Raw genomic sequence first — 21,034 nt, forward strand, 5'->3', positions numbered from 1 at the left:
CATGCAACCGAATTCCGTCAATGCGCCCGCGCCGCTCTGCGAGATCGACGGCCTGAAGATCGGGTTTCGCGGGCACGACGGCGTCGTGTCCGACGCAGTGCGCGACCTGTCGCTGACGCTCGCCCCCGGCGAACGGCTCGGCATCGTCGGCGAATCCGGCTCCGGCAAATCGCTGACGGGCCGCGCGCTGCTCGGCCTGCTGCCCGAAGCCGCGCGCTGGTCGGCCCGCACGATGCGCTTCGCTGGCCGCGACCTGCTCGCGATGTCGGCGAGCGAACGCCGGCGCCTGTGCGGCAGCCAGATGGGAATGATCCTGCAGGATCCGAAATATTCGCTGAACCCGGTGATGACCGTCGCGAAGCAGATGGGCGAAGCATTCCGGCTGCACGAGCCGGGGTTGCGCGGCCGCGCGCTGCGCGAGCGGATCGTCGAGGCGCTCGCCGCCGTGCAGATTCGCGATCCGGCGCGCGTCGCCGATGCGTATCCGCACGAGCTGTCGGGCGGCATGGGCCAGCGCGTGATGATCGCGATGATGGTGTCGACCGGCCCGCGCCTGCTGATCGCCGACGAGCCGACGTCCGCGCTCGACGTCGCGGTGTCGATGCAGGTGCTCGCGGTGCTCGACGCGATGATCGCGCGGCACGGCACGGGCCTGATGTTCATCAGCCATGACCTGCCGCTCGTGATGTCGTTCTGCGATCGCGTCGCGGTGATGTATGCGGGCCGCGTCGTCGAAACCTGCGCCGCGCGCGACCTGCGCGACGCGACGCATCCATACACCCGCGGGCTGCTCGCGGCGAATCCGCCGCTCGCGAACCCGCCCGACGAACTGCCGGTGCTGCGGCGCGACCCGGCGTGGCTCGACGCCGCTTCGCCCGCATCGTCGTCGGCCGAATCCAGGGAGGCCGCACGATGATCGACGTCGATCACGCCTCGATCCGTTTTCCGACCCGCACCGGCCACGTCGACGCCGTGCGCGATGCCAGCTTCGCGGTACGCGACGGCGAGGTCTTCGGGCTCGTCGGCGAATCGGGCTCCGGCAAGTCGACGCTGCTGCGCGCGCTGACCGGCCTCGTGCCGCTCGCGGGCGGCAGCCTGTCGATCGACGGCCGCCCCGTCGGCGGCACGCCCGACCGCGCGTTCCGCCGCCACGTGCAGATGGTGTTCCAGGATCCGTACGCGTCGCTGCATCCGCGCTTCACGGTCGACCAGACGCTGCGCGAGCCGCTGTCGATCCACCGGATCGACGACGCCGACGCGCGCATCGCCCGCGCGCTGTCCGAAGTCGGGCTCGGTCCGGCGTTCCGCTTCCGCTATCCGCACCAGTTGTCGGGCGGCCAGCGCCAGCGTGTCGCGATCGCGCGCGCGCTGATCGTCGAGCCGCGCGTGCTGCTGCTCGACGAGCCGACCTCCGCGCTCGACGTATCGGTGCAGGCCGAGATCCTGAACCTGCTGCGCCGCCTGCATCGCGAACGCAACCTCACGATGATCCTCGTGAGCCACAATCTCGCGGTGATCGGCTTCCTGTGCCAGCGCGTCGCGGTGATGCAGCATGGCGAGATCGTCGAACAGCTGCGGATCGAGGACGTTCGCGCCGGACAGGTCGCACGCGACTACACGCGCACGCTGCTGCGCGCGACCGAAGGCTACCGACGCCTCGATCCGGTTGCCTGACATGTGCGCGACGCGCGGGCGTGCGATACTCGGCACCCCGTGCGTCGGCGCGCCAGTGCACCGGCGCGCCGACGGATGGAACCCTCGCGCGCCGCGCGGGTCCATTTCCTTTCGTCAACAGCTCAACAGCAATAGGGAGGCGTTCATGCTGCAATTCATCGAAACCCTGGTGGTCGGGCTCATCGTCGGCCTCCTCGCCCGTGCGCTCAAGCCCGGCGACGACAAGATGGGTATCCTGATGACCGTCGTGCTCGGCGTCGTCGGCTCGCTCGTCGCGGGTTACGTCGGCCGCGCCGCCGGCTGGTATGCGCCGGGCCAGGGCGCCGGCTGGATCGCGTCGATCATCGGCGCGATCGTGCTGCTCGTGGTCGTCGGCGCGGTGCGCAAGCGCGCGGGCTGACCGCCGCATCGCCCGCGTCGATACGCAACGGCCGCTCGTTACACGAGCGGCCGTTTTCTTTCTGCACACCGCAATTCGCACCTTCGTCGAATCGTTGAGTCCTCAACGATTCACACGCAAAACCCCGGTTCACTGGCCGGATTGCCGCGCCCTTACGCCATCGGCAATACCCTGACTTGCGGCCACACAAATTTGGGATAAATTGATTGGAGGAATACGGCGTCATTTGATCGTTGCCGTTATTTCCCGTTTTTCATTCAAGAGGTCCAATGGAATTGCCGTTTACGCATACAGCACCGCAGCGTTGACGGACTGCCATTCGAGCGGCCCCGCTGCGACGCGCTTCCTCTCTGGAGCCTGTCATGAAGCATCGCCTGTTTGCCGCCTCGTTTGCCCTGGCTGCCTCGCTTCTGGCGTCGTCCTCATCTTTTGCCGCCGGCGCGTCCGGCGTTATCCACTTCACCGGCATGATCGTCGAGCCGCCATGCTCGTTCGCGCTCGACACGGCCGACGCCGCGCACGCGCACGTGCGCCCCGACTGCCCGCGCCCGGCGAGCGGGCAAGTCGCGTTCGTCGACGCGGCCAGCCTGCGCACGATCAAGACCACGACCTTTACGCAGGCCTCGCGCGCAATCGTTTTACCTGGCCGTGCGGGCGACACGCATGCGCCGATGATCGCCATCGTGACGTACCAGTAACGGCCGCTGCCGGAGACGTCGCGCGTCAGTCGCGATGGCAGGCGATCCAGTCGCTGAACGCGCGGATCTTCTGCTGGCTGCCGATGCTCTCCGGGTAGACGAAGAAATAACGGGCGCCGGTCTTGAGCACGATGTCGAACGGCCGTTCGAGCCGGCGCGCGCTGACGTCGTCGTCGACGAGCGTCACGTCGCCGATCGCGACGCCGAAACCCTGCATCGCCGCGTTCGTCGCGAGATCGAGCGTGTCGAAGGTCGGCCCGCGCTCGGCGTCGACGGCGCGCTCGCCCGCGTGATCGAGCCACGCGCGCCAGTCGCGGTGGTCGCGCGTCGGATGCAGCAGCGTATGGTGCGCGAGATCGCCGACCGCATCGAGCGGCGCGGCCTGCCGCAACTCGGGCGCGCACACCGGCGTCAAGCGTTCGTCGAACAGCGGCAGCGCGAAGACACCGGGGCCCGGCGACGTACCGTAGACGACCGCCGCATCGAACGGCTCGGTCGAGAAATCGACGACGTGCTGCCACGCGGTCGTGATCTGCACGTGGAGTTCGGGATGCTCGCCCTGGAAGCGCATGATGCGCGGCAGCATCCAGCGCATCACACAGGTCGGCACCTTCAGCGCGAGATCGGTGCGCTGCCGCGTGAGCTTCATCGAGATGTCCTCGATCCGCGCGAAGCTCTCGTTGACCACCGGCAGCAATTGCTCGCCCTCCGCCGTCAGCGTGAGGCCCTTCGCGTGCCGTTTGAACAGCGGAAAGCCGTAGTGCGCCTCGAGTGTCTGGATCTGCCGGCTCACCGCGCCCTGCGTGAGGCACAGCTGCTCGGCCGCGCGCGTGAAGCTACGGTGGCGGGCCACCGTCGAGAAGATCTGCAGCGCGTGCAGGGGCGGAAGTCGGCGCATGACGAAGGGGTAGACGGATCGACCGCACCGAACGACGGCGCGGCAAGGCCGCGCGCCGACACCGGCGCGCGCTGATCGACACGATAAGCCAAACGCCGGCTTTACGCGAGGTGCGTCGCGCGCTCAGGCCGTGGCGGCGAACGCGCCCGTCGCGATGCGCGCCGCCGACGCGACGACGTCCGCGCGTGCGGCCGCGTCGGCACGCGGCTGCGTGAACGACACGGCCAGCACGATCGGCGCGCGCGACGGCGGCCACAGCACCGCGACGTCGGTCGTCGCGCCGTAGCCGCCGGTGCCGGTTTTGTCCGCGATGCGCCAGCCGGGCGGCACGCCGGCCGCGATCCCGGTCGCGCCGCGCGCGCCGCCGGTCATCCATTCCGTGAGCTGCGCACGCTGCGGTTCGCGCAGCGTATCGCCGAGCAGCAACCGCTGCAGCGTGTCGACCATCGCGACCGGTGTCGACGTATCACGCTCGTCGCGAGGCGCCGCCTGGTTCAGTTCGGGTTCCCAGCGATCGAGCCGGAACACGGTGTCGCCGCTTTCGTGCGCGAACGACGTGACGGCCTGCGGGCCGCCGAGCACGCCCATCAGCAGGTTCCCGGCGCCCTTGTCGCCCGACTGCAGCATCGCCGTGCAGAGCTGCGCGATCGTCATCCCCGTGTCGACGTGGCTTTCCGTCACCGGCGAGCCGGCCACGACTTCATAGCGGCGATACAGGATGCGGCGCGGCAACAGCGACGCGTCGAGCGAGCCGCGCGCGAGTATCGCGGCGGCGGCGACGACCGCATAGGTGCCGCACAGCGGGAAGCGCTCGCGCGCGTGATGTGCGATGCGCGTGCCGCTCGCCGTATCGAGCGCGGCGACGCCGAGCCGGCCGTTCGACGCTTTTTCGAGCGCGGCGAGTTCGGCCTGGGCGGCATGTGCGCGCCCCTGTTCGGCGACGGGCGCCGACGAGCACGCGGCGACGAACGGCGCGGCGACGGCGGCGAGCAACAGCGAGCGGCGTGTCGGAGAATGTTCCATGGATGAAGGGCGTTCTGTCGGAAACGGTGACATGGAGCAACGCACGTGCGCGTCGACGACGCACACGCATTCGCGCCGACGGCCGGCTCGCGACGGCATACGCCGCGCATTCCCGAAGACGTCCGTCGGCCCCGCATGCGGCGGGACGCACGTGAACAGACCCTAGCGTAGCAGCGAGCGCGCCCCGCGTCAGCCTTGCGACGAAGGCAGGTACGGCATCGGATTGACGGGCTTGCCGTCGCGTCGCACTTCGAACAGCAGCGCGACACGCGAGTTGTCGAGGTCGCCCATCTCGGCGATCTCGTCGCCCCGGTGCACGATGTCGCCGGTCTTCACGAGCACTTTGCGGTTGTGCGCATAGGCGGTGAGGAAATCCGCGTTGTGCTGGACGATGATCAGGGTGCCGTAATCGTTCAGGCCGCTACCCGCGTACATCACCCGGCCGTCGGCCGCCGCGCGAACCGGGTCGCCCGGCCGGCCGGCGATCTGGATGCCGCGGTTCTGCCCCGGCCGGAACGCGTCGACGATCTTGCCGCGCGCGGGCCACGTAAGCGCCACACCGCCCGCATGCCGCCTGGTTTCCCTCACGACCTGCCGGTCGCTCGCCGTCGACGCGCTCGCCGGCGCGGCGGCCGGCGCATTGCTCGCGTCGGCCGCCGCAGCGGCCTGTGCACCGCCATTCCCGCCCGATGCCTGCAACGGCTGCTGGCGGACGATGCGCAGCACCTGTCCCATGCGCAGCCTGCCGCGCCCATCGAGCTTGTTCCAGGTGCGCAGGTCGGCGACGCTGCAGTCGTTCGCGGACGCGATGCCCGACAGCGTGTCGCCGCGTTTCACCACATACTTCTGCGCGACGAGAATGGGTGCGGGGGGCGGCGTCGCGGGCGTGGCCGCCTGCGCGGCGGCGGGCTGGCCCGACGGCGAGCCCGCCAGCGTGTCGCTCGGCGGGACGGGCGGCGGACTGGCACAACCGGCCATGACGAGCACCGCGGCCAGGCCGGACAGCCACGCCGACTTGCGGCAAATCTCGCGCTGATTCATGGACGATCGACTCCGGTTTGACAATCTTTCAAGCATCTCAAAAACGGAACGGCCGACGTGTAACCGGATGCAAACAATGATGACAAACGATCACGAACCGGGCGTCGGCGGACACTCGTTACCGGTAATACGGTCGATTTCGGAAAAACTTGACGGTTTTGGACGCGAGATGCGGAAGAAATTTCAGGATCTGCCGATATTTCGAATGGCTTTCAATCTCCCATGGCCGCGCCGGACAGCCGAGGCGGCCTGCGACGGCCGCCCGCTCAGCGCAGCCAGTCGACCAGCTCCGCGCAGGCCCACGCGACGCCGACGCACAGGAACAGCAGGTGCAACGCGATCTTGAACGACACGCCCCACGACGAATCGACCCGCATGACAATCTCCCCCGGTTGATATGCGGCCATGATCCGGCATCGATCCCGCCCCGAAAATGCGGAACCGGCGAACGGGGTCTCAGGCGCAGCCTGAGACCGGCGCGGCGGTTCCTGCTAACTTATCGGCCATATCCATTCTTACGCGCCCTCACCCGCCATGCGCTTCGACCTGACCGACCTGCGGCTCTTCCTGAACATCTGCGAGGCCGGCACGATCACGGGCGGCGCCGAGCGCACCCACATCACGCTGCAGGCAGCAAGCGAGCGCATTCGCGGGATGGAAGACGAACTCGGCGTGCCGCTGCTGCACCGGACCAAGTCCGGCGCGCAGGCGACCGACGCCGGCCGCGCGCTCGAGCACCACGCACGCACGGTGCTGCAGCAGATCGACCACATGCGCGGCGAACTGCAGCAATACGGCCAGGGGCTGCGCGGGCATATCCGGCTGCTCTGCAACACGGCGTCGCTGAGCGAATACCTGCCCGACGCGCTCGCCGCGTATCTGCCGCATCATCCGAAACTGTCGATCAGCGTCGAGGAGCGCTCGAGCCAGGAAATCGTGCACGCGATCCGCAACAAGACGGCCGAGGTCGGCATCGTCGCCGATTCGGTCGGGCTCGGCGGACTCGAGCAGAAGCCGTTCCGCGAGGATTGGCTGATCGCGGTCGTGCCGGCCGGGCATCCGCTCGCCGCGCGCGACGAGGTCGCGTTCGACGAGATCGCCGACGCGGATTTCATCGGGCTGACCGACGGCAGCGCGCTGCAGGTCCATCTCGGCGACCAGGCGCGTGCGCTCGGCAAGCGGATCCGCTACCGTGTGCAATTGAAGAGTTTCGATGCGATCTGCCGCGTGATCGAAAGCGGCGTGGGGATCGGCATCGTGTCGCGCCACGCGGCCGAGCGCGCGATGCAGACGATGGACGTGCGGCTCGTCGAGCTGTCCGACGCGTGGAGCCACCGCAAGCTGACGCTCTGTGCGCGATCGTTCGATGCGCTGCCCAAATATACGCAGGCGTTCGTGTCGTATCTGTCGGGCGAAACGCCATCGCGCTGAACGCCGCGCGCCATCCCCAACGGCCGGGCGATACACGAGGAGGCACCGCCGCCATGACGACACCCGATCTCGCCACGCACTACCGCGCCTACATCGACTGCCTGAACCGCCAGGACTGGCCGGCGCTCGGCCGGTACGTCGCCGACAACGTGATCCACAACGACCGGCCGCTTGGCCTGGCCGGCTACCGCGCGATGCTGGAGCAGGATTTCCGCGACATTCCGGATCTCCATTTCGAGATCCGGCTGCTGGTGTGCGAACCGCCGCGCATTGCATGCCGGCTGCGCTTCGCGTGTGCGCCGAGCGGGACGTTCATGGGGCTCGCCGTCGACGGCACGCGCGTCACGTTCGCCGAGAACGTGTTCTACGAATTTCACGACGGCAAGATCCGGCAGGTGTGGTCGGTGATCGACAAGGCCGCGATCGAAGCGCAGCTTTAGCATCGCCGCGGGACGGCCACCGGATGGGATCGACGAGTCGATATCCGGCTCGATTCGATTTTCAAGGGTAACGTTTTCTCGCGTATATCGCCGGAAGCGCGCCGCACGAACACCTTTCCGACGCATGCCGTCACTGCCGATATGCCACGCTGCGCCGCAGCGAAAATAATCATAAATCGCGGGAATTCCCGCACGCATAGCCCATCTTCATCGCACCTCCTGCTTTGACCATCCGGGTTTTCACGGTCGCATCCGGCGTGAAAGCGCATTGACATCGAAGCAATCGATGCCTAAATTTGGAAAACGTTTTCCAGCACTGTCGGCGCGACGCGACCATGGCCCGCGCAGGGAGAACGCTTGCCTGCTCGAGTTGCGATTCAAGACTTCATCACTATTCGAACCTGGAGACACGATGCATACGCGCAGCAGATTCGCGCTCGGCGCGGCGTTCAGCGCCCTTTCCGTCCTGTTCGTCAGCGCATGCGGCGGCAACGACGTGACCGCCCCGCCGTCGACACCGGCGCTCGCGCCGAACTCGTTGCAGGCGCTCGTCTACGGCGCACCCGACACCAGCGTGCCGGCCGGCACGCGCATTCCGGTCACGATGATGGGGCAGATGCGTGCGCTGTTCGACCTGATCCGGAAGTCGCCCGACTTCACGCAGGTCGTCATGGATCTCGGCGACGGTTCGCCGGTTCACGTGCTCGACACGAACACCGGCGACAAATTCCTGCCCGGCAAGCTCGCGCTCGGACTGTCGTACATCCTGATCGACATGAAGTCGAAGGGCGACCCGCAATACGCGAGCTATCTCGCGACGTACCAGACGATCACGACCGCGATGATGGCGCAGTCGGGCAGCGACTACACGTATGCAAATACGTCGTGGGGCGAGTACTACTACCTCGTCGCGCTGAACAACCTGAAGGCGCACGGCATGCTCAACGAGGTCTTCAGCGACGCGATGCTCGCGACGCTGCAGCAACGGCTCACCTTCTGCGACATGTTCGGCCCCGATGCAAGCGGCAAGACCAGCACCTGCCCGGCCGCCGGCACGCCGATCGACATTGCGTCGCTCAACACCGCGCAGAATTATTATGCGGTGTCCTACGGAATCGCCGGCCTGCGGCAAAAACTCGGCTGGAGCAATCCGTCGTTCTCGTCGGCGACCGATCCGGCCGTCGCGACGATGGGCGCGCGCGATGCGCTGCTCTATACGGTGACGAACCACATCCGCAACGATTCGTCGGGCGGCTTCTCCGACGAAGCGTCGAACACGCACACGACCTATTACGATCGGGCGCGCTACGACCGCTACAGCACGCTGCTGATCGGCGAAGTGACCGAGCGCACGTTCGAGATGGGCAACGAAGCGAACCTCACGCCGGAACTGAAGGGCTATCTGCGCAAGTCGGTCGATCTGATCCTGCCGCAGCTGAACGCCGACGGCCAGGGCTTCAACTACGGCCGCTCGATCGGCCCGTACGGCGATTCCGCGTTCATGGAGGTGCTGACGGCGGCCGCCAACGCGGGCGTGCTGACCGACCAGGAAAAGCAGGTTGCGTACGCGTTCATCTACCGGGCCGCGCGTCGCTTCGACACGTACTGGTACGACCCGTCGCTGCTGTGGGGTGGTGCTCGATATGGCATCAGCTAAGGCAGCCGGAAACTTGGCGCAAAGCTAATAACGACGGGACTGACGGGCTAATCGACCGCGCGAGCCAGTTTGGCACCGATTGTGCGAAGATCGAGCAAGTCTGAGCAGGTTTTGCACAGAACTTGGCACCATTCGAGCACCCCGTCACTTTTTCCCCATGACGGCCCGATATAGGCGCTCCAATTCATCGTCGCCCAGCTCGATCATCGATCCCTTACCGAACGTGCGCTGCATATAGCCGCGTCGCCAAGTCTCAAGTTCTAGCGCCTTACATCGAGTGTGGATTGCCTTTATCCGCATATTTCGCCAGTCCGGCAGCTTTTTAGGCGCGGACGCCATGCCGAGAAGAATCGCGCGCTGCTTCAGCATGTACTTCAGCGCCTTTTGGAAGCCTTCGGCCGGAATCTCGTGATACGTGTTCACGTTCATGTGCTTGTTGAGTCCGTACATGACGCTCTGCGGTGTCTTCGGCTTCTTTTTAACCTCCGACGCCTTGACGATGTCGTCCCGGAGATCGAGCAGCTGCCGCTTCTGCCCCGCATCGACCACGCCTACGCCAGTCTGCACAACAACTGAAGGAGGTGCGACCTTCTCGATACGGTATATGTTGTGGATGTCGCCGCCCGCCACTTGGCCGGCGCTTCCGCTGACGACAATATTGCGTGCGGGTCTCGTTCCTCGTTGTTTAACTGCGGGTTGCCCTTCGGGTTGCGAGGATTCCACACTCGTTCCGCTGACCATCAATTTCGCAGCTATGTCTCTGATTTTGTTCTTGTCTTCCATCTACACCCCTACATCAGTGGCTTGAAACAAGTTCCATGAGCCGCGCTACATAAGCCGTAGCTTCTGTTTCTGCCTTTTCGATGAGGAAATACTGGTACACCAAGGCACCAAGCTTTCCGCGCGTTTCCGGAGGCAGCTTTAACCGGCGCTCGCCAGCGATCTTTTCCACTGCGGCCAAGGCCATGCCGAGAGTCTCCCCGTTGACCGCGGAGGTGGACGCTCCCAGGTCGGCGACAAGCATCGGTCCCTTGCCCGTTAGAAGCCAGTTAATGTTCAGTCCGTTCTGCGCCAGTCCAGTAAGCAACCTGCTGTTCGGTGCCGTCCGACCGACCTCGTTATCCTGAATTCCGCGCTTCGTTCCGCCGACTAGGTCCGCCAGCCGCTCTTGGGACAGGCGTAAGTGCTCTCGATAAGCACGCAATCTCTCGCCTATTTCGACAGAAATGCGTGTCGCACTTTCAGTCATTCGCTCACCCCAGAAAGCGCGACACGCATGTCGCGCTTTCGCACGCTGCGTCGCACTTCAAAAAAATCAATCAAATCAGCGCGTTACACAAGAGCTGCAGAAAGACGCGCAAAAACGAACGCGCGACACGCAAAATACGTTGAGTGGCACGGTTTTACGTGCTATCGTTCACTCTCATGAGCACGCTAAACATGTCAAAAAAACCAGCCGAGCAGGTTGCCCTGCAAGACTGGCATCGCGCCGACATCAAGGCGGCGCTGGAAAAGGCCGGATGGTCGCTACGGCGACTGTCAATGGCCTACGGGTACGCGCCCGGCGCGTTGAAAAATGCGCTCGACGTACCCTGGCCGAAGGCCGAATCGATCATCGCAGCGACGATCGGCGTACCTCGTCACCTCATTTGGCCGAGCCGCTATCACATCGACGGCACTGCCCGTAGCGGGCGCGGTGAGCGCGGTTTCGGCCGACGCAAACCGGCCGCGTCAACCGAAGGTAAGTCTATCACCCGACCTGATCTGTGCAACGTCAATTGCACGGGAGGCGCTTGACATGTCGGCACGCAAAACCACCCGAAGAACCACTTCCACGCAGATGGAACTCAGCTTTTTTGACGTTCCGCCGACACCGCGCCCCGAAGCCGGCGGTCTCGACGTCGCACTTGCTGTACGCGAGACGCTCGCAGACATGCTCGGCACCGTGTCCAGCCGCGGTATCGACCGTCACGAGGTGGCAGCACAAATCTCCCGTCTGTCCAATTACGAAACAACGAAGAACATGCTCGATCGCTACTGTGCGCCGAGCGCCGAAGGCTGGCGCTTTCCAGCCGAGGCTATCCCAGCACTGACAGTCGCGACCGGTGACTACCGGATGCTCGAAATGCTCGCCGACCGCTGCGGCTGCCGCGTGTATCGCGGCGAGGAAGCCATGCTCGCGGAGATCGGCGCGCTGACGCTGCAAGAGCGTTCGGTGAAAGCTCGCTTAGGGGAGCTTCGCAAAAACGTGCCTGACACCGTCATGGACCGACTTGTCGATGAAGTCGTTCGCCGTCTTGGAGGTCGTGCGCAATGATCGACTTTGATGTGATTGCAGGTGCGCTGACTATCACGAAACGCTCGGCTGAGCGCCGCGCCAGTCGCGAAAATTGGCCCTTCGAGTTGGAAGCCGTGCGCGGTGGCCAGCGCAAGCTGTTCGACCTGGCGAACCTGCCGACCGACGTGCGCAAGGCCGTCGAGCGGTATCGGGAAATCAAGGCGCGCGGCGACGCGGCTGGCCGCACGCTCAAGATGATCGAACAGGTTCGCGCTGGTGCCGAGGCCGAGCGCGTCTCGAAACACCAACGCGCGCAGGAGAGCCTCAAGAAGCTGACGGCCGAGTTGCCGGCAGGGGTACAGGCGCGGTTCGACGCGCGCTACGAGATCGTGAAGAGTTGGGAAACATGGTTCGTCACGGTGCAACCGATGAGCCGCCGCGTGTCCTGGCCGACCTACACGAAGGCATACAACCTGAAGGAAATCGAGGTTGCGGCCGCTGTCCGGTCGACGATCCCGTCGATCTCGCCGCGCTCGCTGCAACGGTGGGTGCTCGAATACGAGCGCGTCGGCCTCGCGGGCTTGATCGACGAGAAGGACGGTCGCCATCAGCGCGACGTGAACGTGTTCACGAAGCAACCCGAGCTGGAAAAAACAGCGCTCGCGCTGCTCATCGACCGCCCGAATCTCGGTATCCAGCACCTCGTCAATTTGCTGAACCAGGCATCGGTCGATGATGACACCGGTGAAATCCTGTTCGCAGCGCCGTCCTACGATGCGACGTATCGGTTCGTGACGGCATGGCGGCGTAAGCATGACGGCCTGTTCACGGCGGCGACCAATCCCGACGAGTGGAAAAACAAGTATATGACCGCATTCGGTGACGCGTCGGCCGACGTCGAGCGCCTGAATCAGCGGTGGGAAATGGATGCCACGCCGGCCGACTGGATGCTGACCGACGAAGACGGCGTCGAGCGCCGCTACTCCGCGTCCGTCGTGATCGACGTGTACAGCCGGCGCAAGCTGGTTGTGCTCGCCCCGACGCCGAAGACCGAGACGCACAAGTATGCGCTGCGCCTTGCCTTGCTGTTGTGGGGTGTCCCGGAAGAAGTCGTTACCGACAACGGCCAGGACTACAAGAGCCGCGACTTCATCGAAACGCTTGCCGCGCTCGGCATCGCGCATTACGTGACGGCCCCGTTCTCGCCGTGGCAGAAGCCGCACGTCGAGCGCGGCATCCAGACGATGCTGCACTCGATCCTGGAAGGGCTGTCCGCATTCATCGGACATAGCGTCGCCGAGCGTAGCGCGATCGAAGCACGCCGCGCGTTTTCCGAACGCCTGTTCAAGAAAGGCGAAGCCGTCACGCTCGCGATGCCGGCATCCGAGCTGCGCTCGCTCATCGAACAATGGATCAAGGGCGTCTATGAACACGCCCATCACGAAGGCATCGGCATGACTCCCTATCAGCGGGCATCGAGCTATACCGGCCCCGTGCATCGCATCGAGGACGAACGTGCTCTCGACGTGCTGCTGGCACCGCCGGCCGGCAAGGGCCGATATACCGTCACGAAGAAGGGCCTGCGCATCGATAACGCGCAATTCATCGCCCCGGAACTGGCGCTCTACGTCGGCAAGGATGTCGCGGTACGCATTACGCCCGATCTCGGTGAAGTCGTTGTCTATCACGAAGGCGAATTCGTGTGTGTGGCGCGCAATCCGGAGCGTACTGGTGTGTCGCGCGCCGAAATCGCCGTGCTGGCGCGCCGCAAGCAACGCGAGCATGTGAAGCAACAAATGCACGCTATCAAAGGCACGAAGGTCGATACGGATCGTCTCGTGCGCGATCTGGTGGCCAACAAGGCGGCGCAGGCCGGCAAGCTCACCTCGCTGCCGACACGGACCGCCACGCATACAACCGATGGCCTCAAGGCGGCAGGTATAGCAGCGCGCGCACTCGATGGTGTCGTGCCGAAGGCTGACATCCCGGCCGACTTGCAGCGAATCATCGACGCGCGACAAACCGCAAGCCAGGCGCAGCCCGCGCCCGAGAGCAACGTGAAGAAGATTCGGCCAGTCCCGGAAACACCTGAGCTGCGGTTCCGCAAATGGCAGGAACTCGACCAACTCGTGGCGGCTGGCGGCACGATCGACGATCCGATTCTGACGCGCTGGTACGGTCAGTATCCGCAGACCCCTGAATTCGCAATTGCTATGCGAAAACACCGCCAGGCATCAAGCCCGGCAGTGCCCGGCACAGCCACGGTCGCCACCGTGACACGTGCTTTCAACTAACCCCTTGACGAGAGGCATTGTCATTATGGTGAAAACCACCCCTGCAATCAATCGCCCGGCCGGCGGCATCGCGCCGATCGCGACACTGGACCTTGTGGCGGCGACCATCGAGCGACTGAATCAGCGTCGCGGTGGCGTGCCGGGCATCGGTGTCCTGCATGGCCCGGCCGGATGGGGCAAGACCTTCGCGACGAACTCGATCGCGGTGGAATCGCGCGCCTACTACGTACAGATGCGCAGCGCGTGGAGTGCGAAAGTGATGCTAGAAAAAATTCTCTACGAGATGGGTGTGAAGCACGGCCGCGCGACCAAGTCCGGCCTGCTCGATCTGGTCTGCGAGCAATTGTCGGCCTCGCGGCGCACACTGATTATCGACGAGTTCGACTATTGCGCGAAATCCGACGCCCTCATCGAGCTGACGCGAGACATCTACGAGGGTTCGCAGGGATCGCTGCTGTTGGTCGGCGAAGAACTGCTGCCGAAGAAGCTGGAACAGTGGGAGCGCTTCCATTCACGCGTGCTGACCTGGGCACCGGCGCAGCCGGTCAGCGTCAGCGACGCCAGCAAGCTCACCTCGATCTACGCCCCCGATCTCGCGATTGCCGACGATGTGCTGTCGCACCTGGTCGAACTGTCTCGCGGCTCCGTGCGGCGCGTATGCGTGAATCTCGTTTCGATCCACGAGCACTGCATGACGCGCGGCATGGCCGACTTCGAGCGCTCGGACCTCGATTCCATTGCCCTCTACACCGGCCGCGCGCCTGAGCGGAGGGTGTAATGGACGTGAGCCTGAGTATCGATGGCCTTCGTGACGCACGGATTTTTACCGTGAACGATCAAGGTGAAGAGATCAATTCCGACATCGCAGACTCCGGCGACATTGGGATTACATGCCGCGAAGGTGACGGCTTTGCGTTGCTGACCGTCTATTTCAACGGACTCACCTGCAACGGCGGTCAACGACTCGCCGATCTTTTCCTTAATCGCCGCGAAATGCTGGTCCTCGCGCGCGCACTTCAATCTGCTGCGGAGGCGGTGAGCGACGTTGATCCGCGAATGGAGGATTCTCGTGGCGCGTAAGCCGATCAACCTCGAAATGATGGGCGGCAAGAACCCTCGCCAACGCATCTGGGAAGCGATTCGCAATGCGCGCGATGCCTTCCAGCAACGCGAGATTGCGATCGCCTCCCGTACCGAGATCAGTGCCGTCCAGGACTACATGAAGGGATTGCTCAAAGGCGGCTATGTCGAGGTCGAACAGGAGGAGCGACTCGGAGGCGCGGCGGTGCGTCGTACGTATCGACTTGTGCGTGACAACGGCGTTGAGGCACCGCGTCTGACCCGCAACGGGGGGGAAGTCGTACAGGGTTCGATCAATGAGGCGATGTGGTCGACGATGCGTCGGGTGTTCGTCGCGAAGGACTTCAATCACGTCGAACTTGCGGCATTTGCCAGCACGGCGTCTCGCCCGATTTCGGAGGCAACCGCCGCGACCTATGTCGGCAAGCTTGCAGCGGCCGGCTATCTCGAATGCATTGCTCCCGCGAACAAGCACTCGCGGCGCGCCGCGCCGGCTCGTTACCGGTTGCGTAAGGACATGGAGTCCGGGCCGAAAGCGCCTCTTGTTCAGCGAACGAAGGTCGTTTTCGATCCGAACTGGAACCGCGTCATGTGGATGGAGCATCAGGAGATCGCCGATGAGTAAGCCCGCCTACATGCAAGAAGACTGGTTCGTGAACGGGCTGATGCGCGAGGTCCGTGCAATCAATGTCACCCAGGTCGCGGCGCGGATGGGCGTTGCGCGCAAAACGCTTTCCATCTTCGTCAACGGCAGTGGTGCCTACGGCACCGGCAAAGCGAAGCCCGACCGGATCAGAGCGCGTTACCACGCAGCATTCGGACGCGTTGTCTGTCCGTTCAGCCACGCCGAGGTGGACGGCGAACATTGTCGTGAGTATGCCTTGCAGAAGGCCCCGATCCACAATCCGATCAAGCTTGAGCACTGGCGCACATGCCAAACCTGCCCGCATCGCCCCGTTAAAGGAGAGTCCAATTGACACCGAATTTTAACGCCCTCAATCCGGAAGTGCCGCCAATCAATCAACTGATGCAGCTCACGGCGCTGCGCCTTGCGGCAACGATCGGAACGCTCACCGAAAAGGGCTTCACCGTGATCGGGATCGAGTTCTCGAACGGCTCGAAACCGACGATCCAGGTGCAGAACTGCACGGCATGCGCCGACATGGTCGAGAAAGGTGAAGCCACGTACTACCGCACGGGTGGTTCCGGGGTATCGCGCTACCGTACCGGCCAGTTCAAGGTCGGCGAAATTCGCGTGCTGTGGACGGAGCGAGGACACTGACAATCACGCCATCGTCACCGGTTCGAATCGAATAATCACATTAGGACTCCTATAGTGAAACTTCACGTGTTTACCTACTCCGAACAAGCGGCTCGTGCCCGCCGAATCAAGGTCGATGGCGAGCGCATCGATTTTCCGCAGTATCCGACTGAGCTGTTTGCAGCACACGCCAATCCGGTTGCAACTACGTCCGGCGAGCCTGCATTTGTCGTGACGCATGTCGGCACCGGGTTTCGTATCGCAGGCGGCAAGACCCAAGCGACCGCAATCGCGTCAGCAAGACGCCTGATCAGCGAGAAGTCCGCAGAAGAGTTTTGGCAGGGAGTTGCCGCAGCCCGAAAACTCATCAAGGCAGCCCAAACCCTCACATAACAGGAGCGACAAAACCATGACAATCCATGTCACCCAAGGCCCGACGCTGGCCAATCCGGATGCGTTCGACAGTGTGCGGGAACTGCGTCGTGAATTGCATCGCGCGAACAATTCCCTGCTCGACTATTCTGCCGCCCTTGAACACCGCGATGCAATCGGTCGCGACTGCGCAGGCTTGATCAATCGCGTGCTGTTGCAGCACATCGTCGGTGACTTCCGTGGCGTGGCCGCGATTCTCGACGCACAGCTAGAAGCCAGTCCGCGTCTTCGCGAGTCTCTCGAAGAGGTGCGCGAGTCGAAGGAGCTGCGCCAGCACGAGCAATGGCGTGCGGCCCACGCGGGTGCCTCGGACCGGATGCCCTCCTATAACGCTGGCGCACACGATCCCTGGGCCATGTCTGTCGACGAGCTGCGTGCCGCCGTCGACACAATGAACCGCGCCGGCATCCGGCTTTTCTCGACGCTTGATTCACTCGAAGCCGTGCTGCGCGACCTCACCCGTGAAGTGTCCGTGATCGTCGTCGCACACGCCAAGGGTAGCCCGGACGATGTAGTCAAGGCCGTGAGCGAGTTCGTCGCAAAACGCGTTGTCAATAAAGACGACAGGCCGATCAAATTTCACTAAACCACACCTACGCAATAGAGGAACACGTCATGACAAATCAAGCCATCCCGGCCGGCTATGTGCAGGACGCACGGGGCCGCCTCGTTCCTGCATCGCTCGTTGCGCCGATCGACCAGCTCCGCGATCAGACGGTCACGTCGCTGGTCGCTGATGCGAAGCGCCTCCAATCGGAGTTGGCCGAATTCAAGGCACGGGCATTTGGCGACATCGCTGCGTTCGTCGAGGCCAGCCACGAGCAATATGGCGTCAAGGTCGGCGGTGCCAAGGGCAACATTTCGTTGATCACCTTCGACGGTCGCTACAAGATCGTGCGCCAAATCGCGGAGCGCATCCAGTTCGACGAGCGCCTTCAAGCGGCGAAGGAACTGATCGACGAATGTCTGCGCGAGTGGACCGAAGGTAGCAACGACAAGATCAAGGTGCTGATCAACGAAGCGTTCCAGGTCGACAAGGAAGGCAACGTGAACACCGGCCGCATTCTCGCGCTGCGTCGCCTTGCGATCGACGATCCGAAGTGGACCAAGGCAATGCGGGCGATCGTCGACAGCATCCGAGTGACAGGTAGCAAGCCCTATATCCGGCTGTACGAGCGCGTCGAAGATACGGAGGAGTACCGCGCGATCAGTCTCGATCTCGCGGCTATCTGAGAGGACATCGTTATGCCCACCGAACTCGACAGTGCCGTTCTACATTTCGTCTCGTCGTCATACCAGCCGATCATCACGATCGCCGACGACGGCAGCGTGATGATTGCCGATCACCTTACCGTCGACGAAGCGGCTCGCGAATTATGGAGCGCAGTGCTGCGGCTCAACCCGTTGCTGCCGCGCCCCGTGCCAGCAGCACGGATCGGAGACGAAGCATGCCGCCACATCAGGGCAATAGTGCACGCGACCGAGATTTGGAGCGGAGGTGCCAGGCTGGCAGTCGCAACCTCGTACGCCATTGCCAACGAAATCGCCGAGGCGTTGAATGGCCGTTCAACGGCAACCCGAGCCGAACCGGCGATGGCTGAAGCATTGCTTGAATTTGCCGAGGCCATCGCGAACGACCCTGACGAACATACAGAAACTCGGGCACGTGCACGGGAAGCAATTGAAGCCGCTCGCGCATCTGTGGCGAAACCGGTCTAGGGAGGAACCATGTCAAAACTCGCGCGAGAAGACATTGAGAAGATCGACACGGAGCTGTCGTTCCCATATGGCTGTGTCGTGCTTCGTTGCGACGGGTACACGGTGACGATTGAAGTGCAGCGGACGAAACCACGTCGATACGATTTGATGGTCTTTGTGAATGGCTGGTTTCGAGGAAGCTATCTGAAGGAGGATGCGCCTGAGCATCGGTTCTATCGGCCCGTGAAGATCAGCGCCTATAAGCCCTCCGAACGCGCGCGCATCGAGAAGCAATTCGGGAAGCGTAACGCACGCAAGTACTTTCCCAATTTGGACAAAACCGTAACGATTTTCGCGATGACGTGGAATTCACCGGGGTCCATGCTTCGCCATTTTGCGCGCGTCTGCGAATCGGTCGCATTGGTTTCGGTTGGCGTGGCGGTCAATACGTCGGTCGAGACCACAGGTTCGGAGGCGGCACATGTCTGACTTCGTCGTCATCCTGGCCGGGATCGTGTTCCTGGTGTGTCTCTGCCGCAAGGAACTGCGGCGCTGGTGGAGGTCGTGATGCTGATCGCGAAAACAACGGTAGCGAAAATCCACATCGCAAAGCAGCAGCTCGCGATGACCGATGACGAATACCGCACGGTGCTGCGCAGCGTCGCCGGCGTCGGCTCGTCGAAAGACCTGACGCCGGAAGGCGCGCACAAGCTGCTAAAGCACTTCGAGCGCTGCGGTTTCAAGCCGAAGCGCGATGCTGGTCGCCGGCCGAACGTTGCACGGCCGCGCGCGGCTCAAATCCGCAAGATCGAAGCGCTGCTCGCCGAGGCGAACCTGCCCTGGGATTACATCGGAGGCATGGTGAAGCGAATCTGCAAGGTCGACGCAATCGAGTTCTGCGATGACGTGATGCTCGGCAAGTTGATCGCCGCCCTCCAATACGATGCGAAGCGGAGGTCGGCATGAATTTTCAGGGTGTTGAACACCTGCTGCCAGACGTCGTGAAAACGATGATTAAGCTGATCGGCTGGCCAGCTACGATCCGCTTGATCGAGCAGCTCGGCGGCACGAATTTCCCGATCGCAATGCGTCGATCGCGTCGCGGCGAGATCCGCTACGAGGCGCTGGCCGAAATCGTCGGCACTGACGCGGCGGATCTGCTGACGACGCACTTTGGCGGCGATGTCCTGTGTGTTCCGCTGTGTAAGGTCGCGATTCGGGAACTGCAACACCGCAGCATTCGAGCCGAGTTCGACGCACTGACGCGCGAGCATCCCGCGAACCATGCGGCGACACAGCTCGCTCGTCGGCACCGAATGACCGAACGACACATTTGGCGTATTCTCAAGCGCTCCGACACGTCTGAGAGCGCATCGCCCCAGGCGGAGTTGTTCTAGTTGCTCCCTGATCCACCGAAGCCCCGCGATGCGGGGCTTTTTATTTTGTACCTACTGTCCTAGCGCGGGTGGTCCACCAGCGCCGCAGCATCAACAATGCGGTCATCATTCCAGATACCGAGGGTATTGATGGCACGCATTACGGCGAGCGCGGCGGGCGGACAAAACGTCGTCGCATTTCTCGACATGCTCGCCGCGAGCGAGATCGATGCATGGACGCGTCGGAACAGCGACGACGGCTATAACGTACTGGTCGGCTCGCACGGGCCGATCACCAAGAAGAGCAGCGCGCGCGGTACTTACATCATCCCGGCCCGACTGCTTACGTTCCCCTCCTACGCGAAGCACCCGGGCATCCTCAATACGGAGCTGAATTCGACGGCCGCCGGTCGCTATCAGCTCCTGTCGCGCTACTACGCGCCCTACGCGAGTTTGCTCAAGCTCGACGACTTCAGCCCGGTTTCCCAGGACATGATCGCGATCCAGCAGATTCGGGAGCGCCGCGCGCTGCCGCTGATTGCTGCCGGCCGGCTCGTGGCTGCGATCAAGGCGTGTTCGAATATTTGGGCGTCGCTTCCCGGTAACGACTACGGCCAGCACCAAAACGAGCTGACGATGCTCACGGCAGCATATCGCGCGGCCGGCGGTGTCGTTGCGATCGCCTGATCAGGAGCGGCGATGTCACTCAGCGATCTGATCACCGGCCACGACGGCAAGCTTTCGCACGCGAAGCTCTGGCCGAACATCGCGTCGGCTGTCGCAACTCTCATGTTCATCTACCAGGGATACAGGAATCAGCTCACGTTCGATACGTGGCTGATCTACCTCGGCTGCGTCGGCGGTTACTCGGCCGTTATCCAGGCACTCGCCGCATGGCGCGGCCGTCCCTCCAAGGAGGCTGTAAATGACGGAAGCAATCAGTAAATGCGCAAAGGTGCTCGCGAGCATCGTCGTCGCAACACTGGTCGCGTTTGCCTTCACGAGAACCTACCAGCACGGCTACAGCGTTGCAGCCGCACGTGGTGACAAGGCACTGGCCGACTACCGCGCCTCCGTCGAGCACGCGTCGGCTTCGGCCGCGAGCGATGCCTTCGGCCGGTACGCGGCTGACGTGGCACGCGCATCGGCCGCGGAATCGGGCTATCTCGTCGTGCAATCCGCCGCCACACAAACCACAGCTGCACTGAAGGAGCGAATTGACCATGTCACGCAACCTCGCCGTAGCCCGCCGGTTCCCGGCGCGAAAAATTATGCACCTGTCGTTGGTTGCGTGTTCAGCCGTGGCTTTGTCCGCGTGTGGAACCACGCAGCAGGCATCGCCGACGCTGGTGA

The 21,034-nt window shown here is 63.5% G+C and carries 29 protein-coding genes and 1 pseudogene; 25 read left to right on the forward strand and 5 right to left on the reverse strand.

Annotation, left to right across the window (positions count from 1 at the left end; genetic code table 11):
* The first annotated feature begins 1 nt into the window (after window position 1).
* From WS46_RS17860 to WS46_RS17875, 4 genes are all read left to right on the forward strand, one after another.
* On the forward strand, window positions 2–916 hold the full coding sequence (locus tag WS46_RS17860) for an ABC transporter ATP-binding protein (RefSeq protein WP_059691314.1): 915 nt from the start codon (window positions 2–4) through the stop codon (window positions 914–916).
* A complete protein-coding gene (locus WS46_RS17865; protein WP_044843242.1) occupies window positions 913–1,674 on the forward strand; it encodes an ABC transporter ATP-binding protein in 762 nt (253 codons plus the stop codon). The genes WS46_RS17860 and WS46_RS17865 overlap by 4 nt, the downstream gene beginning before the upstream one ends.
* Before the next feature lie 145 nt (window positions 1,675–1,819).
* Window positions 1,820–2,074 carry a GlsB/YeaQ/YmgE family stress response membrane protein gene (locus WS46_RS17870; protein ID WP_059691315.1) on the forward strand — a complete coding sequence of 85 codons (255 nt, stop codon included), beginning with the start codon at window positions 1,820–1,822 and terminating at the stop codon, window positions 2,072–2,074.
* 362 nt (window positions 2,075–2,436) lie between these two features.
* Window positions 2,437–2,772, forward strand: a complete 336-nt coding sequence (locus WS46_RS17875) for a hypothetical protein (RefSeq protein WP_059691316.1) — start codon at window positions 2,437–2,439, stop codon at window positions 2,770–2,772.
* A 25-nt stretch (window positions 2,773–2,797) separates the two neighbouring features.
* Here the strand turns inward: WS46_RS17875 and WS46_RS17880 are convergent, their stop codons facing one another.
* The 3 genes from WS46_RS17880 to WS46_RS17890 form a co-directional block, all read right to left on the reverse strand.
* Window positions 2,798–3,670 (reverse strand): LysR substrate-binding domain-containing protein, encoded by an 873-nt coding sequence (locus tag WS46_RS17880; protein ID WP_059691317.1) that lies wholly within the window; start codon window positions 3,668–3,670, stop codon window positions 2,798–2,800.
* A gap of 123 nt (window positions 3,671–3,793) precedes the next feature.
* Window positions 3,794–4,693, reverse strand: a complete 900-nt coding sequence (gene bla, locus WS46_RS17885) for a class A beta-lactamase (protein ID WP_059691318.1) — start codon at window positions 4,691–4,693, stop codon at window positions 3,794–3,796.
* A 189-nt stretch (window positions 4,694–4,882) separates the two neighbouring features.
* The gene (locus tag WS46_RS17890; protein WP_059691319.1) at window positions 4,883–5,734 is read right to left on the reverse strand and encodes a peptidoglycan DD-metalloendopeptidase family protein; all 852 of its coding nucleotides are present in this window, start codon (window positions 5,732–5,734) and stop codon (window positions 4,883–4,885) included.
* 534 nt (window positions 5,735–6,268) lie between these two features.
* Between WS46_RS17890 and WS46_RS17895 the strand changes: the two genes are divergently transcribed.
* From WS46_RS17895 to WS46_RS17905, 3 genes and pseudogenes are all read left to right on the forward strand, one after another.
* On the forward strand, window positions 6,269–7,165 hold the full coding sequence (locus WS46_RS17895) for a LysR substrate-binding domain-containing protein (RefSeq protein WP_059533951.1): 897 nt from the start codon (window positions 6,269–6,271) through the stop codon (window positions 7,163–7,165).
* A 53-nt stretch (window positions 7,166–7,218) separates the two neighbouring features.
* Window positions 7,219–7,605 carry an ester cyclase gene (locus WS46_RS17900; RefSeq protein ID WP_059533953.1) on the forward strand — a complete coding sequence of 129 codons (387 nt, stop codon included), beginning with the start codon at window positions 7,219–7,221 and terminating at the stop codon, window positions 7,603–7,605.
* Between the two features lie 412 nt (window positions 7,606–8,017).
* Window positions 8,018–9,229, forward strand: a pseudogene (locus WS46_RS17905) (hypothetical protein); the annotation flags it as partial.
* Between the two features lie 177 nt (window positions 9,230–9,406).
* Here WS46_RS17905 and WS46_RS17910 read toward each other — a convergent pair.
* Together WS46_RS17910 and WS46_RS35430 are read right to left on the reverse strand one after the other, a co-directional pair.
* Window positions 9,407–10,045, reverse strand: coding sequence for a hypothetical protein (locus WS46_RS17910; protein WP_156441411.1), 639 nt, complete (start codon window positions 10,043–10,045; stop codon window positions 9,407–9,409).
* A 13-nt stretch (window positions 10,046–10,058) separates the two neighbouring features.
* Entirely contained in the window at window positions 10,059–10,511 is a 453-nt protein-coding gene (locus WS46_RS35430; protein WP_059596260.1) for a helix-turn-helix domain-containing protein, read from the reverse strand.
* A 176-nt stretch (window positions 10,512–10,687) separates the two neighbouring features.
* Here WS46_RS35430 and WS46_RS34110 point away from each other — a divergent pair, with 176 nt between their 5' ends.
* The 18 genes from WS46_RS34110 to WS46_RS34120 all read left to right on the forward strand — a co-directional run.
* Window positions 10,688–11,059 carry a helix-turn-helix transcriptional regulator gene (locus WS46_RS34110; RefSeq protein WP_082725354.1) on the forward strand — a complete coding sequence of 124 codons (372 nt, stop codon included), beginning with the start codon at window positions 10,688–10,690 and terminating at the stop codon, window positions 11,057–11,059.
* Between the two features lies 1 nt (window position 11,060).
* Window positions 11,061–11,579 carry a phage regulatory CII family protein gene (locus WS46_RS17920; RefSeq protein ID WP_257127697.1) on the forward strand — a complete coding sequence of 173 codons (519 nt, stop codon included), beginning with the start codon at window positions 11,061–11,063 and terminating at the stop codon, window positions 11,577–11,579.
* Entirely contained in the window at window positions 11,576–13,834 is a 2,259-nt protein-coding gene (locus WS46_RS17925) for a DDE-type integrase/transposase/recombinase (RefSeq protein WP_059531084.1), read from the forward strand. The genes WS46_RS17920 and WS46_RS17925 overlap by 4 nt, the downstream gene beginning before the upstream one ends.
* Window positions 13,835–13,859: 25 nt before the next feature.
* Window positions 13,860–14,612 carry an AAA family ATPase gene (locus tag WS46_RS17930; RefSeq protein ID WP_257127698.1) on the forward strand — a complete coding sequence of 251 codons (753 nt, stop codon included), beginning with the start codon at window positions 13,860–13,862 and terminating at the stop codon, window positions 14,610–14,612.
* Window positions 14,612–14,914 carry a hypothetical protein gene (locus tag WS46_RS17935; RefSeq protein WP_059531081.1) on the forward strand — a complete coding sequence of 101 codons (303 nt, stop codon included), beginning with the start codon at window positions 14,612–14,614 and terminating at the stop codon, window positions 14,912–14,914. The genes WS46_RS17930 and WS46_RS17935 overlap by 1 nt, the downstream gene beginning before the upstream one ends.
* Window positions 14,904–15,539, forward strand: coding sequence for a hypothetical protein (locus tag WS46_RS17940; protein WP_059531078.1), 636 nt, complete (start codon window positions 14,904–14,906; stop codon window positions 15,537–15,539). Before WS46_RS17935 ends, WS46_RS17940 begins: the two co-directional genes overlap by 11 nt.
* Window positions 15,532–15,891 (forward strand): hypothetical protein, encoded by a 360-nt coding sequence (locus tag WS46_RS17945; protein ID WP_059531075.1) that lies wholly within the window; start codon window positions 15,532–15,534, stop codon window positions 15,889–15,891. Before WS46_RS17940 ends, WS46_RS17945 begins: the two co-directional genes overlap by 8 nt.
* Window positions 15,888–16,196 (forward strand): hypothetical protein, encoded by a 309-nt coding sequence (locus tag WS46_RS17950; protein WP_257127699.1) that lies wholly within the window; start codon window positions 15,888–15,890, stop codon window positions 16,194–16,196. The genes WS46_RS17945 and WS46_RS17950 overlap by 4 nt, the downstream gene beginning before the upstream one ends.
* A gap of 54 nt (window positions 16,197–16,250) precedes the next feature.
* Window positions 16,251–16,568: a hypothetical protein gene (locus WS46_RS34115; RefSeq protein ID WP_082725355.1), complete on the forward strand. Its 318-nt coding sequence runs from the start codon at window positions 16,251–16,253 to the stop codon at window positions 16,566–16,568.
* A gap of 16 nt (window positions 16,569–16,584) precedes the next feature.
* A complete protein-coding gene (locus WS46_RS17960) occupies window positions 16,585–17,193 on the forward strand; it encodes a hypothetical protein (RefSeq protein ID WP_156441410.1) in 609 nt (202 codons plus the stop codon).
* Between the two features lie 29 nt (window positions 17,194–17,222).
* The gene (locus WS46_RS17965) at window positions 17,223–17,840 is read left to right on the forward strand and encodes a DUF3164 family protein (RefSeq protein WP_059531066.1); all 618 of its coding nucleotides are present in this window, start codon (window positions 17,223–17,225) and stop codon (window positions 17,838–17,840) included.
* A gap of 12 nt (window positions 17,841–17,852) precedes the next feature.
* Entirely contained in the window at window positions 17,853–18,326 is a 474-nt protein-coding gene (locus tag WS46_RS17970) for a hypothetical protein (RefSeq protein WP_059531063.1), read from the forward strand.
* A 9-nt stretch (window positions 18,327–18,335) separates the two neighbouring features.
* Window positions 18,336–18,794 carry a beta galactosidase jelly roll domain-containing protein gene (locus WS46_RS17975; protein ID WP_059531060.1) on the forward strand — a complete coding sequence of 153 codons (459 nt, stop codon included), beginning with the start codon at window positions 18,336–18,338 and terminating at the stop codon, window positions 18,792–18,794.
* 78 nt (window positions 18,795–18,872) lie between these two features.
* Window positions 18,873–19,271 (forward strand): gp16 family protein, encoded by a 399-nt coding sequence (locus WS46_RS17980; RefSeq protein ID WP_063888598.1) that lies wholly within the window; start codon window positions 18,873–18,875, stop codon window positions 19,269–19,271.
* Window positions 19,268–19,702 (forward strand): Mor transcription activator family protein, encoded by a 435-nt coding sequence (locus tag WS46_RS17985; protein ID WP_059531054.1) that lies wholly within the window; start codon window positions 19,268–19,270, stop codon window positions 19,700–19,702. The genes WS46_RS17980 and WS46_RS17985 overlap by 4 nt, the downstream gene beginning before the upstream one ends.
* 129 nt (window positions 19,703–19,831) lie before the next feature.
* Complete coding sequence (locus WS46_RS17990) at window positions 19,832–20,368, forward strand: glycoside hydrolase family 104 protein (RefSeq protein ID WP_059531051.1); 537 nt, start codon at window positions 19,832–19,834, stop codon at window positions 20,366–20,368.
* Between the two features lie 12 nt (window positions 20,369–20,380).
* On the forward strand, window positions 20,381–20,626 hold the full coding sequence (locus tag WS46_RS17995) for a hypothetical protein (protein WP_059531048.1): 246 nt from the start codon (window positions 20,381–20,383) through the stop codon (window positions 20,624–20,626).
* A partial coding sequence (locus tag WS46_RS34120; protein ID WP_082725358.1) for a hypothetical protein occupies window positions 20,607–21,034 on the forward strand: 428 nt, incomplete at its 3' end. The genes WS46_RS17995 and WS46_RS34120, both read left to right, overlap by 20 nt.

Origin of the sequence: Burkholderia sp. RF4-BP95, assembly GCF_001521985.1 — a bacterium.
In the GTDB taxonomy this organism is placed as follows: domain Bacteria; phylum Pseudomonadota; class Gammaproteobacteria; order Burkholderiales; family Burkholderiaceae; genus Burkholderia; species Burkholderia diffusa.